Source organism: Marinobacter bohaiensis (genome assembly GCF_003258515.1).
Classification (GTDB): domain Bacteria; phylum Pseudomonadota; class Gammaproteobacteria; order Pseudomonadales; family Oleiphilaceae; genus Marinobacter_A; species Marinobacter_A bohaiensis.
This window is the reverse complement of record NZ_QGEH01000001.1, coordinates 2,579,344-2,592,548: the sequence shown is the minus strand read 5'-3', so window position 1 is coordinate 2,592,548 and position 13,205 is coordinate 2,579,344. Positions and strand designations below refer to the sequence as shown.

Genomic DNA, 13,205 nt, shown 5'->3' with positions numbered 1-13,205 from the left:
GGATCAGTCTTCCGGCTGGCTCCGGTCCAGCCACTGGACCGACTGCCAGTAGTAGCGCCCTTCGCCGGCCGGATAGGTGCAGTTGTAGCGGAAACGGCGGCTGTTGAAGGGCTGGTCGGCGGTGATCGTCACCCGGTTGCCGTTGCCGGTCGGTTCCACATCCAGCTGTCCCACGCCGGAGCCAAAGCAGGTCAGGGCGGACGCCCGCAGCGACTCCGGCAGGTCCAGGGCCAGGGTGGGGGGATTCTCAGGCAGACGGCCGTCCGGCAGCGTGTTCGCGTCAACCGGCAGGGCGCGGCTGAGCAGTTTGTCTTTCAGGCCCTCCATCTGCCCGTAGGCGTTGGCCATTGGGAAGCGGGGCAGGCGGGTAGCGCCGGAGCTTTCCCCGACCGCGCCGGAATGCTGGCCGTAGCCGTACCAGTCCCGTGCCTGGATCAGGGCTTCCAGGTTCTCATCGAATTCGCCGTAGGGGTAGGCAAACAGCGGCGCGTCCGTGCCGAGCTTGCTGGCCAGGGTCGACTGCGCCTGGTCCAGGCTGGCGGCTGCCCGCTGCTGCCAGTGTTCCTCGCTTTCATCGAGCTTGCGCACCAGGTGGCCGTGATCGGCGCTGTGGTTGGCGATGGTGACTTGCGGATGGCTGGCCAGCTCCTTCAGTTGATCCCAGGTCATGTAGTCGTGGCGGCCCTCATTGATGGCGTCGGTATTGACGAAGACCGTGAAGGGCCAGTCCCGCTCCAGCAGTTTGGGGGCGGCGGTGGTGTAAACCGAGGTGTAGGCGTCGTCGAAGGTAATCGCCACCGCCGGATCGGCGCCCATCTGTCCGGACAGCGCGTGCTCGGTGGCGGTCCGCAGCGGTTCCACCGGCAACGACAGTGTGTCGATCAGCTCCAGTTGCTGGTCGAACAGCGCCGGCGTGGTGCTGGTCGCGGCCGGCGTGTCGTCACTGACGTGGTGGTATTGCAGTACGGCCAGATCTGCGGCGGCGGGCAGACTGACAGTGAGCAGCAGGCCGGTCATCAGCGGCGAACGGATAACAGAGGGTATGGCTTTCACGGGTTCTCCTTCTCGTGCATTGGGAAGGGACGACAGCCCCTGGGTATCTCCGCGGGCGGAGATCATGAACGTCTATAGCGTATTGGCTTGCAGGCTTCAACGGTCGGCGGTTGCGCTGGAGAGAAAGTAGTCGCGCAGGGTGTGGAAGGCGGCATTGAGATCCTGCACCGCTTCCTTGGTGCCGCCCCGGTCCGGGTGGGCGTGCATCGCCTGGCGGCGGTAGGCCTGGCGAATGGTAGCGAAGTCGTCGGGTATGGCTTCGAATCCCAGCACCTGGGCGGCTTCGTCCAGGCTGTCGCGATCCGCGGTAACCGGGGCGCGACCGGCCCAGAAATCGTCGAGCATGCGCTGTACCGCGCCCTCGGACAGGTTGTACTGGCTCAGGTCCAGATAGAACTCGCGCAGCCGGTCGCAATTGCCCGGCATGCCGTCGCCGGAAACCATTGGCGATAACCGGATGCGGATGCGCATGGGAGAGATGTCGAGCTGCTCGCCGTTGGCGTTCAGGTCATCCCTGAGCCGATAGAGGCAGTGGAACAGCAGGAAATGCGCCGGGTAGATGGCGGACGGCTCGGAGAAATCGACACTGTCCAGTAATTGCCAGGGCGGGTGCTGGAGCTGGCGAATCAGCGCCAGCTCGCTGACGCCCTCCGCCTGCTCCCGCAGGATCGCCTCGGCGGCCGCCATCACGGCCGCAATCTTTTGCTGCAGCGCGGCCGAGCGGGCAGCACGCGCGCCTTGTCCGTCGTCGGGCTGTGTGGTGGTGGATGCATCCATACCCTGAGCCTAATGCAGGCCGTCAGGCAGTGGAAGCCCCGATCGCCTGATCAGGCGCGTTTCAGTAGGGTAACGGGGGTGTTTCCGCTGTTGCCCAGGATCAGGTCGCGGACGAAGTCAGCGGCGCTGTCTGCCTCCCGCTCTGCATCCAGGGACGGCTGCGTCATGCAGCGTTCGGCAACTTTGAGGCTGACCTCGTAGGCAATGCCCCGGCAGGCCGCGGTCAGGTATCCCGATTCCACGCCGTGGCTGTGGTCGCGGCTGACGGCACCGCAGATGTTGCGATCCAGGGCGGCGGTGGCCAGGTCCAGGATGCCGGCGCCGAAGAGATCGCGGATCGCCTGGTCGTTACGGTGGGCCAGGTCGTAGGTGACCGGGTCTGCTGCGGCGGCCTGGAACAGGGCACGGTAGGTATGGTGAACCAGTTCCTGCTCGCTTTGGGCGGCGCCCTGGCTCTGCTTCACCAGCGTGCGCAGGGATTCCAGGAAATCGCGGAAAAGCGCGATGAAAATGTCGCGTTTGTCGGAGAAGTAGTTGTAGAAAGTGCCGGCCGCCAGGTCTGTGCGGCGGATGATGTCGCGGATGGTGGTCTGCTCGTACCCGACTTCCCGGAAACAGTCGCGGGCGGCGTCGAGAATGGCTTTCTGGTTGTTCAGGCGGTTACGTTCGCGTTTACCGAGCGTGGCGGTATCGATCATGATTACGGTCCCTTTCCTTGGGTGCCTCGGCTGATTTCGGGCCGGGCCTGTTTTTTATGAACTGATTGTCATCCTTGACGCTAGAGTCTCTGAAAGCGACCAGGGTCGGGTATACGTGAAACCCGGAATAGAAGGAGCCATGACTGACGGCGGAGGGCCTTTTCGGTATACTCGTGCCCCATTTTCCCGATCACCGGCAGGATTATGTCAGAGCAGCTCAAAGACGAACGCAAGGCCACGCTGGAACTCAACAAATTGCAGAAACGGCTGCGCCGGGATGTTGGCCAGGCGATCTCCGATTTCGGCATGATTGAGGCCGGCGACAAGGTCATGTGCTGCCTGAGCGGGGGCAAGGATTCCTACACCATGCTGGATATCCTGCTGAACCTGCAGCGCAGCGCGCCGGTGCCGTTCGAGCTGATTGCCGTCAACCTGGACCAGAAACAGCCCGGTTTCCCTGAGCATGTGTTGCCGGAATACCTGTCCTCGCTGGGTATCGAATACCACGTGATCGAGAAGGATACCTACAGCATCGTCAAGGAGAAGGTGCCGGAAGGGAAGACCACCTGCGGCCTGTGCTCACGCCTGCGCCGGGGCATCCTCTACAACTTCGCCGAAGAGCATGGGGTCACCAAGATCGCGCTCGGCCACCACCGGGACGATCTGCTGGAGACCCTGTTCCTCAACATGTTCTACGGCGGTCGCCTGAAGACCATGCCGCCCAAACTCAAGAGCGACGACGGTCGCAATGTGGTGATCCGCCCGCTGGTTTACGCCCGGGAGAAGGACATCGAGCGTTATGCGGAGGCGCGTCAGTTCCCCATCATCCCCTGCAACCTGTGCGGTTCCCAGGAGAACCTGCAGCGTCAGGTGGTCAAGGACATGCTGAAAGCCTGGGACCGGGAGCATCCGGGCCGGATCGAGTCCATGTTCCGTGCCATCTGCAACGTGTCTCCGTCGCACCTGGCGGATCCGGCGATCTACGATTTCGAGCGGCTGGAAGTGGACTGGCGCCAGGGCGGTGAGTCGGACGTTCAGGACAGTCAGCCGTCGCCCGCCTACGAGCGTCTGGACGTACTCAACCTCTGACCGGCCGCGTCAAATCGCAGGCAGGCCCCGCGGTGCTGCCAGGCACAGCGGAGCCAGGGCCTTGTGCAGGCGCGCCAGGTAACTCTCTTCCTCGATGTGCAGCAGGCTCGACCAGAGCCGTGTCAGCCCGTCCGCGTCGTTGGGGCGCGGCCACGACGGCTTCACCCACTCCAGCGCGCTGATCGCCACGGCCGCCCCGTAACGGGCGTTGGTGATCAATTCCAGATCCGGATTCACCAGGAACTCATGCTGGCTGGCAAAACCGCGCACGCGGCTGGCCCGTTCCGGGTCGAAGGCCAGGTATTCGTCCCACACCTGTCGATGCAGGATGGGAGAAATGCCGAACACGCCCAGGCCCTCATCGTCGGCGATGGCAAAGGGGTCGAAACGGCGCAGGGTGGCGGCTCCCAGCAGAATTTCGTCAAGGATGGGGTGGGGTTCGCCGAGCGACTGGGCGACGGGGCGAATAACGTGATCAAGGAGTGCAGATGCCTGGGACATGGATCAAGCCCTCACGATGCCTGCATCAGGGACAGACAGTTAAATCTTTATCTGCCACTTTCACTTTAGCATTAACCGCTAAGTTCATGATGAACAATAGATCACGGACGATCGATTGGTCAATAAATGAACGTTAAAATCTTGTGAAAATTGCATCTATAAAGATCAGCGGGCCATCAGCAGGCCGGATACGGGCAGGGTCCATAGACCGAAGGCGATCAGGCAGGCGCCGGTGATTCTGCGAAAGAGCGGGTGGCTGCGCCATTTGCGCAACTGACTGGCGGCGTAGCCGGTAGCCAGCATGGAGGGCAGGGTGCCCAGGCCGAAACAGAACATGGTCAGCGCCGCCGCGGGCACGCTGGGCTGCAATGCCGCCCAGCCCAGGGTGCTGTAGATCAGCCCGCAGGGCAGCCAGCCCCAGACCATGCCCAGGCCGACCGCCTGCCAGGGCGACTGGATCGGCATCAGTCGGCCACTTAACGGCGAAAGACGCTGCCAGAGCGGTTTCCCCAACCGCTCCACGTACTGGATGCCCTGCCACCATTGCCCAAGCGACAGGCCCATCAGAATCAACAGGGCGCCCGCCAGCGAGCGCAGCAGCGGGCCAAGTGATTGCCAGGTACCGGCCGCCTGGGTGCTCACCAGCGCGACCAGGCTGGCCAACACCATGTAGCTGGCGATCCGGCCGCCGTTGAATGCCAGCAGCAGGGCCGACTGGCGCAGGCGGAAGCCCGGCCCCACCGGAAGGGCCATCGACAGCGACGCGCTGATGCCGCCGCACATGCCCAGGCAATGGGCGCTGCCCATGAAGCCGATCATGAACGCCCCGCTGTAGCCGATCAGCAGTTCACTGGCCATGGGTGTCGGACGGTTCTCCAGAGCCAGAGCCAGAGCCAGAGCCAGAGCCAGAGCCAGAGCCAGAGCCCGTAGCCGGATGTGACCGGCGATCCTGCGTTTTTTGCTGATCGGTCTTGGCGTCGTCGGGGATCATGTCGGCGTCGTCGTCGTAGAGAATGCGGTGGGCCGGCCCTTCCAGGTCATCGTACTGACCGCTCTTCACGGCCCAGCAGAATACCGCAATGCCGAGACCGACCAGCATCAGGGTAACGGGGACGAGCAGGTAGACGATTTCCACGGCGGATCTCTCGTTTATCCGTTGATTGAAGTCGTTTCTGAAGACCGCGTTGACGCCACAAAGGGCATGCGAGCGACTGGATCGTCGTTCAGGTCACGGTATCAGGCCGGATGGAGCTGGCCAACCCGTCTTGCGCAGCGCGGTCTGGCTTTTTGGCGTCAGGTTGTCCCAGTCTCAGCGCGTTCAGCACCACGATCAACGAGCTGGCGGACATGCCCAGAGCGGCCGCCCAGGGCGGCACCAGACCGGCCGCGGCAAGGGGCAGTGCGCACAGGTTGTAGCACAGTGCCCAGGCCATGTTCTGGCGAATGATCCGGCGCGTTTGGCGGGCGGTGTCCAGGGCCGTTGCCAGGGGCGTCAGTTGGTCGCCCAGCAGCACGGCGTCGGCTTTCAGCCGGGTCAGGTCGGTGGCGCTGTCGACCGCCACCGATACCTCGGCCCCGGCCATCACCGGCAGGTCGTTGAGGCCGTCTCCCACCATCAGCACGTGGCGGTCCTGATCTTCCAGGCGGCGCAGGAACGCCAGCTTCTCCTCCGGCGACGCCTGACCGCATACCGTGTCTATGCCGAGCGCCCGACCGACTTTCTCGACATGCCCCGAGCGATCGCCACTGAGCAAAACGGTGTGGATGCCGCGGTCGCGGAAGCTCTGGACCGTGTCCCGGGCATCGGCACGGACGGCGTCGTCGAGCAGGAAGCTGGCCAGCGGTTCGGCCTCGCTCGCCAGGAAGACGGTCAGGCCGTCATCATCAGGGGCGGGTAACGCCACACCGGTCTGTTCGGCGACAAAAGCCCGGTGGCCGATCGCGTAGGTGCGACCTTGCCACTGCCCGGTCAGGCCGCCGGCCAGATGGTTGGCTACCTCGTCGATCCGCATATCCGGGCGCGCCATGACCTTCAGTGCCTGGCCAACCGGGTGCTCGGAGAACTGTTCCAGGCCGCCTGCCAGTGCGCGGCACGTGTCCTCGGGCAGGCTGCCCAGGGTTTGCATCCCGATCAGGCTGAGTTGGCCCCGGGTCAGGGTGCCGGTCTTGTCGAAAACGACCGTGTCGGTGCGGTTGAGCAACTCGAGGGTATGCCCCCGCGTCGGCAGGAATCCGGCACGGCGCAGGCGCACGGTCGCCGTTGTCAGGACCGTGGGCGTCGCCAGCGACAGGGCACAGGGGCAGGTCACGACCAGCACCGACAGGGCCGTGTCGAAGGCGGTGTCGGAGCCGGACAGCCACCAGCCCAGCCAGACGGCAGGCGCAATCAGCAGGATGCGGCTGACGAACACGCCGGCCACCCGGTCCGCCAGCTGCGACACCCTGGGTTTCTCGGCCTGTACCCGATCCAGGATCCGCAGGATGGACGATAACCGCGTCTGCTGGCCCACCCGTTCCACGCGGACCGTGAGCGGATTTTCGCCGTTGATCGACCCGGCATGGGCCCGGCTGCCGGGGCCGCGGGCTTCGGGCAGGTATTCGCCGGTGAGCGCGGCCTCGTTGAGAGTGGAATGTCCCGACTCGATGATTCCGTCCACCGGAACCACCTCGCCGGGCCTGATCCGGACGCGATCGCCGGGGTGCAACTGCTGCACCGGCACCACCTCGAAGCCGGTGACGGTTTCCCGGGTGGCGATCGGCGGTGGCGATGAGGCCAGCGCGCCGCTGCTCAACCCCGCCCGGTAACGGGCCTGCATTTCGATGTAGCGACCCAGGGACAGGAAAAAGGTGAACATGCAGACCGACTCGAAGTACACCTCTTCGCCGCCGACCACGGTGACCCAGGCGCTGGCCACGTAAGCGAGCCCAATGGCGAGCGCCACCGGCAGATCCATGGTCAGGTGACGGCTGCGCAGGTCCCGCAGTGCGTTCCGGAAAAATGGACGGGCGCTGTACATCACCACCGGTGTTGCCACCAGCAGGCTGACCCAGCGAAAGAAATCGAGTTGCGCCTCGCTGACGCCGCTGATCAGGCCGAAGTAGAGCGGCATGGCCAGCATCATGTTCTGCATGGTCCCGGCGCCGGCAATCCAGAGCCGGATCAGCGCGCCGCGTTTCTCTCGCTGGAGCTGGGCCTCCGCCTGGTCGGGCTCGTAGGGGCGGGCGCCATAGCCCAGCTCATGGATCGCTTCCAGCAGGTGACTGAGCGGAACCCGATCCGGGTTCCACACCAGGCGGGCACGGCGGGTGGAATGGTTGACGCTGAACTGCTCGACGCCGGGTTGCTGGGCCAGGTGATGCTCAAGCAGCCAGATGCAGGCGGCGCAGGACAGTCCGTCTATGAGCAGCTGGGCGTCGCGGCGTGGGGTTCCGTTGGCGTCGCCGGTTCGGGAGACAAAGGTTTGTTGCACCCGTTCATGATCATATAGCGCCAACTGTTCGCGCCGGCGTTCGTCCAGCGGTTGCGGTGTGGCGGGGCGGGCGGTGCGGTGATGGTAGAAGCCGGTCAAGTGCTCATCGACGATCAACTGGCATACGGCGCGGCAACCCTGGCAACAGAAGCCGCGCGTCTCGCCGTCGACGGTCAGGGTGATGGCGGGGTGGGCGGAAACAGGTTCACCGCAGTGGAAGCAGGTGTGATCGCTCACGATTTACCCCTGCGGTGCTGGTCGCAACGGCAGGGCGATATCGGACGGCAGGGCCGCCTGGCCCTTCAGACGCCAGCTGTTGTCCGGCCCGCGCAGATCCAGGTACCAGCGGCCTTCCAGTGGCGTGGCCAGCGTGGTTTCGTAGCGACCGTCTCCCACCGGCTGCAACTGGAGCCGGCGGTCTTTCTCGGACAGGGTGGGGTGCGACAGGTTGAGTACCAGGAACGGGAAACCGTCGCCATCTTGCAGCGTCAGGGCGACCCGCCGCTCGTCGAAACGGATGTTGCCGTTCAGCCCCAGGTCGGCGGCCTTGCGGTCCCGCGCCAGTTCCATGTTGATGCCCAGGCCATCCCTGGAGTAATCATCGCTGACCATTGAGCCCTGGGTCTGGACCGCCACGGTGATCATGAAGATGCACCAGAGGATGGTGACCGCCGGAATGGCCAGCACAAACCAGAGCCAGAACTGCTTGTACCAGGGGCCTTGGTCTTCGACGGAATTTTCGGACATGGGTGTCAGCCTCGCAGCAAATCGGATCAGCGCCGTCGGGCGCCCAGGAAACGGCTTTCAGTCTCGGCCCGCAGATCGCTGCCTTCGGCGCCGCTGACCACAAACACGATGTCGTTGTGGGTGCCGGGCAAGGCGTCGGGACTGGCTTCGACGACCGTGGGCAAGGCGAGATTCTCGCCGGCATCCAGTCGCACGCGGGTATCGGTCAGGATACGGGCGGTATCCAGGCCGATGACCGACAGCGTCAGCGTCTGCGGCACTTCCGTCTTGTTCTGGATCTTGACGGTGTAGGAGTTTTCGATCAGGCCGCGATTGTTCATCTGGTAGAGTGCACCGCGATCCCTCAGCACCTCAAGTTCCAGCGGGGAGCGGGTCAGCAAGGTGAACACCAGCGCGCCGATCATCAGCGCCAACGCCACACCATAGCCGATGGTGCGCGGTCGCAACAGCTTGGATGGCTTGCCTTGGAGCGTGTGTTCGGTGGTGTAGCGGATCAGTCCGCGCGGGTAGTTCATCCGGTCCATGATCTCGTCGCAGGCGTCAATGCACAGGGCGCAGTTGATGCACTCGTATTGCAGGCCGTCGCGGATGTCGATGCCCGTCGGGCAGACCTGCACGCATTGGCCGCAGTCGATGCAGTCGCCCAGGCCCAGCGCGGTTTTGTCGGCATCCTTGCGGCGGCCGCCGCGGGGCTCGCCGCGGTTGAAGTCGTAGGACACCACGCGGGTGTCTTCGTCAAACATCACCGACTGGAAACGAGCGTAGGGGCACATGTACAGGCAGACCTGCTCGCGCATCCAGCCGGCGTTGGTGTAGGTGGCCACGGTGAAGAAGAACACCCAGAAATAGGCCCAGCCGTTGGCCTGCAGCGTGAACAGGTCCACCGCCAGTTCGCGCACGGGGTAGAAGTAGCCGACGAACGTCAGGCCGGTGGCGAAGGCGATGCCCAGCCAGAGGGCGTGCTTGATGACTTTCTTGGTGGATTTCGCCGTGCTACCCGGCGCCTGGTCGAGCTTGATGCGCTTATTGCGACTGCCTTCGACCTTCTCCTCGACCCACATGAAAATAAAGGTCCAGACCGTCTGCGGGCAGGTGTAGCCGCACCACACGCGTCCGAACAGGGTGGTGATGAAGAACAGGCCGAAGGCGGCAATGATCAGCATGCCCGACAGCAGGATGAAATCCCGGGGGAAGAAGGTAGTGCCGAACAGGTGGAATTGGCGACCGGGCAGGTCGAAGTAGATCAGCGGCTCGCCGCCAATTTGAATCCAGCAGAACAGGAAGTACATGCCCATCAGCGCCCACAGGCTGAAAAAGCGGATGCGCTGGTACAGTCCGGTAACGGCTTTGACGTAGATCTTTTTCCGGCTGGCGTAGAGTTCGACGTTGTCGGATTTCTTGTTGTCGGAGGCAGCGTCAGTCGCAGGGTCAATGTCTTTGACCGGGATTTGACGGCTCATCATGACCTCTCATCAGTACTGACGGCCGGCGAGTGCGGACAGTCTTGCGCTGCCTTGCGGGCTCACCGGATGGTGCACCGGGTACGTAGCCGCCCGGCCGGCTGTGGCGTGTGCCATCGGTTGCGCGGCCCGTCCGGAGAACAGGCCGGTGGTAAACAGGTTTACTCATCGCGACGCGACAAGCCGTAGACGTAAGCGGCCAGGATGTGGATCTGGTCGTCGCTCAGGCGCCCCTCCTGCGGCGGCATCCGGTTTTGTCGGCCGTAAACCACGGTTTCCCGGATCCACTCGTAGGTGCTGCCGTACAGCCACGCGTCGTCGGTCAGGTTGGGGGCCCCCAGCATCGGGTTACCCTGGCCTTCCGCGCCGTGGCATTGCGCACAGGCCTGAGCGAAAACGGCCTCGCCCTGTCTGGCCAGTTCCGCGTCCTGTTCGCGGTCGCTGAAACTGAGCACGTAATTTACCACCGCATCCACCTGCTGATTGGTCATACTGGGCATCAGTCCCTTGGCCGGCATGGCGGCGACGCGCCCCTCGTGCAGCGTTTGCAGGATGCGGTCGGGTTCGCCGCCCCAGATCCAGGCGTCATCGGTCAGGTTGGGAAAGCCGATGGCGCCGCGCGCGGCGGAACCGTGGCACACCGAGCAGTTGTTGGCGAACAGCCGCTGGCCCATCTTACGTGCGTCTTCGTTCTGCGCCAGTTCCGGGATCGGCACGTCGCCGTAACGCGCGAACAGCTCGCCATAGCGGGCCTCGGCCTGCTGCATTTCCTCTTCCCACTGTTTCTCCTGGCTCCACCCAAACAGGCCCTGGAAGTTGCCCAGCCCGGGATACAGGAGCAGGTAGATGAGGGCAAAGACACAACTGGCCGAAAAGAGATAAAACCACCACTTGGGCAGCGGGTTATCGTATTCCTCGATGCCGTCGAAGGAATGACCCATGGTGCGATCGGTTTCGGTATCGGTGGTCTGGCTCTTGCGTGTCGCCCAGAGTAGCCACCAGCACCCGATGACGGTACCGAGCACGATCACGCTGATCCAGATGCTCCAGAACGTACTCATGGCTTCTTCTCCGTCTTGTCCCGCTGCTGAGTGCGCTGGTCGATGTCGTCGTCCTCGAACGGCAGGTTGGCCGCCTCGTCGTTGTGCTTGCGGCGGTGGGCGCTGTAAGCCCACCAGACAATGCCGACGAAGGCGATCATCACGAGCAGGGTGTGGATCCCGCGCAGGTCGTTCATATCCATCGCGATCACCGTTTCGTCGAAATCACAGTGCCCAGTTGCTGCAGGTAGGCGACCAGGGCTTCGATTTCATACTTGCCGCGGATCTCGTCGGGCGCGGCGGCGATCTGCTCATCGGTGTAGGGCACGCCGAGCATCTTGTACGCCTCCAGCTTGCCCTGGATGCCGTCCGGGTCCAGTTGACGATCGAACAGCCAGGGAAACGCCGGCATGTTGGATTCGGGCACTACGTCCCGTGGGTTGTACAGGTGAACCCGGTGCCAGGCATCCGAGTAACGATCGCCCACCCGTGCCAGATCCGGACCCGTACGCTTGGAGCCCCACAGGAACGGATGGTCGTAGACGAACTCACCGGCCACCGAGTAATGCCCGTAACGCTCGGTTTCGGCGCGGAAGGGGCGGATCATCTGGGTGTGGCAGACGTGGCAGCCCTCGCGGATATAGATATCCCGGCCTTCCATCTCCAGTGGCGTGAGCGGCTCCAGGCCGGCGATGGGTTCGTTCACTTCCTTGAGGAAGAACAGGGGCACCACCTCGACCAGAAAGCCGCCGCTGATCACCAGTACGATCAGCACGGCCATCAGTCCCAGGTTCTTCTCGACAACTTCGTGCTTCATTGGCTCTCTCTCCTGCTCACGCGGTCTGCGCCACGCTGTTGTCGAGGGCGGCAGCGTCCTTCTGGCGGATCGTCATGCGCACGTTGTAGGCCATCACGAACATGCCGGCGAGGAAGATCACGCCCCCGATCAGGCGCACCAGATAGCCGGGCTTGGACGCCTCCAGGGCCTCCACGAAGCTGTAGGTCAGGGTGCCGTCGGCGTTAACCGCACGCCACATCAGGCCCTGCATGATGCCGTTGACCCACATGGCGACGATGTAGAGCACCGTGCCGATGGTCGCCAGCCAGAAGTGCACGTTGATCAGTCCCACGCTGTACATGCTGGAGATGCCCCACAGCCGCGGGATCAGGTGGTAGACCGCGCCGATACTGATCATCGCCACCCAGCCCAGCGCCCCGGAATGGACGTGGCCGATGGTCCAGTCGGTGTTGTGGGACAGGGCGTTGACCGTCTTGATGGACATCATCGGGCCTTCAAAGGTCGACATGCCGTAGAAGGACAGGGACACCACCAGGAAGCGCAGGATCGGGTCGGTGCGCAGTTTGTGCCAGGCCCCGGACAGGGTCATCATGCCGTTGATCATGCCGCCCCAGCTCGGTGCCAGCAGGATCAGGGACATCACCATCCCCGCGGTCTGGGCCCAGTCGGGCAGGGCGCTGTAGTGCAGGTGATGACCGCCGGCCCAGACGTAGGTGGCGATCAGGGCCCAGAAATGCACGATCGACAGGCGATAGGAATAGACCGGCCGCTCCGCCTGCTTGGGCACGAAGTAATACATCATGCCGAGGAAACCAGCGGTCAGGAAGAAGCCCACCGCGTTGTGGCCCCACCACCACTGCATCATGGCGTCGGTCACGCCGCTGTAGATGGAGTAGGATTTGAACGCTGCTACCGGCAGCTCCAGGTTGTTGCCGATATGCAGCACCGCCACCGTGATGATGAACGCGCCGTAGAACCAGTTGGCCACGTAGATGTGTTTGGTCTTGCGCTGGGCAATGGTGCCAAAGAACACCAGCGCGTAGGTCACCCAGGTGAGGGCGATCAGAATGTCGATGGGCCATTCCAGCTCGGCGTATTCCTTGGTGGACGTGAACCCCATGGGCAGCGTGATACAGGCCGCCACCAGCACAAGCTGCCAGCCCCAGAAGGTGAACGCCGCCAGGCCGTCGGAAAACAGCCGGGCCTGGCAGGTGCGTTGCACCACGTAGTAGGAGGTGGCAAACAACGCACTGCCGCCGAAACCGAAGATGACGAGGTTGGTGTGCAGCGGACGCAGTCGGCCGAAATGGGTCCAGGGCAGATCGAAATTCAGGGCGGGAAAGCGCAACTGGGCGGCGATCAGAACCCCCATGGCCATGCCGACGATACCCCAGACGACCGTCATGATGGCGAATTGGCGCACTACCTTGTAGTTGTAGGTCAGCGTTGGATGCACTGTGCTCATAATGGCCCTGCCAGAGGATTACGAGGGAGAAATGTCGCGTTCGCAAGTATGGTTAATGGGTAGCCGCTTTTCAATGATCTGGATCAAGCAAACAAGTCGTCCAAAT

The 13,205-nt window shown here is 63.5% G+C and carries 14 protein-coding genes; 1 reads left to right on the top strand and 13 read right to left on the bottom strand.

Features of this window, described 5'->3' with window-relative positions; translation table 11 throughout:
* Positions 1-3: 3 nt before the first annotated feature.
* The 3 genes from DKK67_RS11680 to DKK67_RS11670 form a co-directional block, all read right to left on the bottom strand.
* Positions 4-1,053, bottom strand: a complete 1,050-nt coding sequence (locus DKK67_RS11680) for a polysaccharide deacetylase family protein (protein ID WP_322873910.1) — start codon at positions 1,051-1,053, stop codon at positions 4-6.
* A 96-nt stretch (positions 1,054-1,149) separates the two neighbouring features.
* Positions 1,150-1,830 (bottom strand): DNA-J related domain-containing protein, encoded by a 681-nt coding sequence (locus DKK67_RS11675; protein ID WP_111496502.1) that lies wholly within the window; start codon positions 1,828-1,830, stop codon positions 1,150-1,152.
* Positions 1,831-1,880: 50 nt separating this feature from the next.
* A complete protein-coding gene (locus DKK67_RS11670) occupies positions 1,881-2,528 on the bottom strand; it encodes a TetR/AcrR family transcriptional regulator (protein WP_111496501.1) in 648 nt (215 codons plus the stop codon).
* Between the two features lie 204 nt (positions 2,529-2,732).
* Between DKK67_RS11670 and ttcA the strand changes: the two genes are divergently transcribed.
* On the top strand, positions 2,733-3,617 hold the full coding sequence (ttcA, locus tag DKK67_RS11665) for a tRNA 2-thiocytidine(32) synthetase TtcA (RefSeq protein ID WP_111496500.1): 885 nt from the start codon (positions 2,733-2,735) through the stop codon (positions 3,615-3,617).
* 9 nt (positions 3,618-3,626) lie between these two features.
* Here ttcA and DKK67_RS11660 read toward each other — a convergent pair whose 3' ends face one another.
* From DKK67_RS11660 to ccoN, 10 genes are all read right to left on the bottom strand, one after another.
* Complete coding sequence (locus DKK67_RS11660; RefSeq protein WP_111496499.1) at positions 3,627-4,118, bottom strand: hypothetical protein; 492 nt, start codon at positions 4,116-4,118, stop codon at positions 3,627-3,629.
* 165 nt (positions 4,119-4,283) lie between these two features.
* Positions 4,284-4,976, bottom strand: coding sequence for a sulfite exporter TauE/SafE family protein (locus DKK67_RS11655; protein ID WP_111496498.1), 693 nt, complete (start codon positions 4,974-4,976; stop codon positions 4,284-4,286).
* Positions 4,966-5,253: a cbb3-type cytochrome oxidase assembly protein CcoS gene (ccoS, locus tag DKK67_RS11650; protein ID WP_111496497.1), complete on the bottom strand. Its 288-nt coding sequence runs from the start codon at positions 5,251-5,253 to the stop codon at positions 4,966-4,968. Before ccoS ends, DKK67_RS11655 begins: the two co-directional genes overlap by 11 nt.
* Before the next feature lie 88 nt (positions 5,254-5,341).
* Complete coding sequence (locus DKK67_RS11645) at positions 5,342-7,825, bottom strand: heavy metal translocating P-type ATPase (RefSeq protein ID WP_111496496.1); 2,484 nt, start codon at positions 7,823-7,825, stop codon at positions 5,342-5,344.
* A 3-nt stretch (positions 7,826-7,828) separates the two neighbouring features.
* Complete coding sequence (locus DKK67_RS11640) at positions 7,829-8,335, bottom strand: FixH family protein (RefSeq protein WP_111496495.1); 507 nt, start codon at positions 8,333-8,335, stop codon at positions 7,829-7,831.
* A 26-nt stretch (positions 8,336-8,361) separates the two neighbouring features.
* The gene (ccoG, locus tag DKK67_RS11635; protein ID WP_111496877.1) at positions 8,362-9,795 is read right to left on the bottom strand and encodes a cytochrome c oxidase accessory protein CcoG; all 1,434 of its coding nucleotides are present in this window, start codon (positions 9,793-9,795) and stop codon (positions 8,362-8,364) included.
* A 161-nt stretch (positions 9,796-9,956) separates the two neighbouring features.
* Positions 9,957-10,856: a cytochrome-c oxidase, cbb3-type subunit III gene (ccoP, locus tag DKK67_RS11630; protein WP_111496494.1), complete on the bottom strand. Its 900-nt coding sequence runs from the start codon at positions 10,854-10,856 to the stop codon at positions 9,957-9,959.
* Complete coding sequence (locus DKK67_RS11625; protein WP_111496493.1) at positions 10,853-11,038, bottom strand: cbb3-type cytochrome oxidase subunit 3; 186 nt, start codon at positions 11,036-11,038, stop codon at positions 10,853-10,855. The genes ccoP and DKK67_RS11625 overlap by 4 nt, the downstream gene beginning before the upstream one ends.
* A 5-nt stretch (positions 11,039-11,043) precedes the next feature.
* On the bottom strand, positions 11,044-11,652 hold the full coding sequence (ccoO, locus tag DKK67_RS11620) for a cytochrome-c oxidase, cbb3-type subunit II (protein ID WP_111496492.1): 609 nt from the start codon (positions 11,650-11,652) through the stop codon (positions 11,044-11,046).
* 16 nt (positions 11,653-11,668) lie between these two features.
* The gene (gene ccoN, locus DKK67_RS11615; RefSeq protein WP_111496491.1) at positions 11,669-13,099 is read right to left on the bottom strand and encodes a cytochrome-c oxidase, cbb3-type subunit I; all 1,431 of its coding nucleotides are present in this window, start codon (positions 13,097-13,099) and stop codon (positions 11,669-11,671) included.
* Positions 13,100-13,205: the final 106 nt, after the last annotated feature.

Coding starts and splice junctions, on each gene's coding strand:
- DKK67_RS11675 (WP_111496502.1), bottom strand. CDS start 1,830: ATGGATGCATCCACCACCACACAGCCCGACGACGGACAAGGCGCGCGT.
- ccoO (WP_111496492.1), bottom strand. CDS start 11,652: ATGAAGCACGAAGTTGTCGAGAAGAACCTGGGACTGATGGCCGTGCTG.
- ccoN (WP_111496491.1), bottom strand. CDS start 13,099: ATGAGCACAGTGCATCCAACGCTGACCTACAACTACAAGGTAGTGCGC.
- DKK67_RS11660 (WP_111496499.1), bottom strand. CDS start 4,118: ATGTCCCAGGCATCTGCACTCCTTGATCACGTTATTCGCCCCGTCGCC.
- ccoP (WP_111496494.1), bottom strand. CDS start 10,856: ATGAGTACGTTCTGGAGCATCTGGATCAGCGTGATCGTGCTCGGTACC.
- DKK67_RS11625 (WP_111496493.1), bottom strand. CDS start 11,038: ATGGATATGAACGACCTGCGCGGGATCCACACCCTGCTCGTGATGATC.
- DKK67_RS11670 (WP_111496501.1), bottom strand. CDS start 2,528: ATGATCGATACCGCCACGCTCGGTAAACGCGAACGTAACCGCCTGAAC.
- DKK67_RS11655 (WP_111496498.1), bottom strand. CDS start 4,976: ATGGCCAGTGAACTGCTGATCGGCTACAGCGGGGCGTTCATGATCGGC.
- DKK67_RS11640 (WP_111496495.1), bottom strand. CDS start 8,335: ATGTCCGAAAATTCCGTCGAAGACCAAGGCCCCTGGTACAAGCAGTTC.
- ttcA (WP_111496500.1), top strand. CDS start 2,733: ATGTCAGAGCAGCTCAAAGACGAACGCAAGGCCACGCTGGAACTCAAC.
- ccoG (WP_111496877.1), bottom strand. CDS start 9,795: ATGAGCCGTCAAATCCCGGTCAAAGACATTGACCCTGCGACTGACGCT.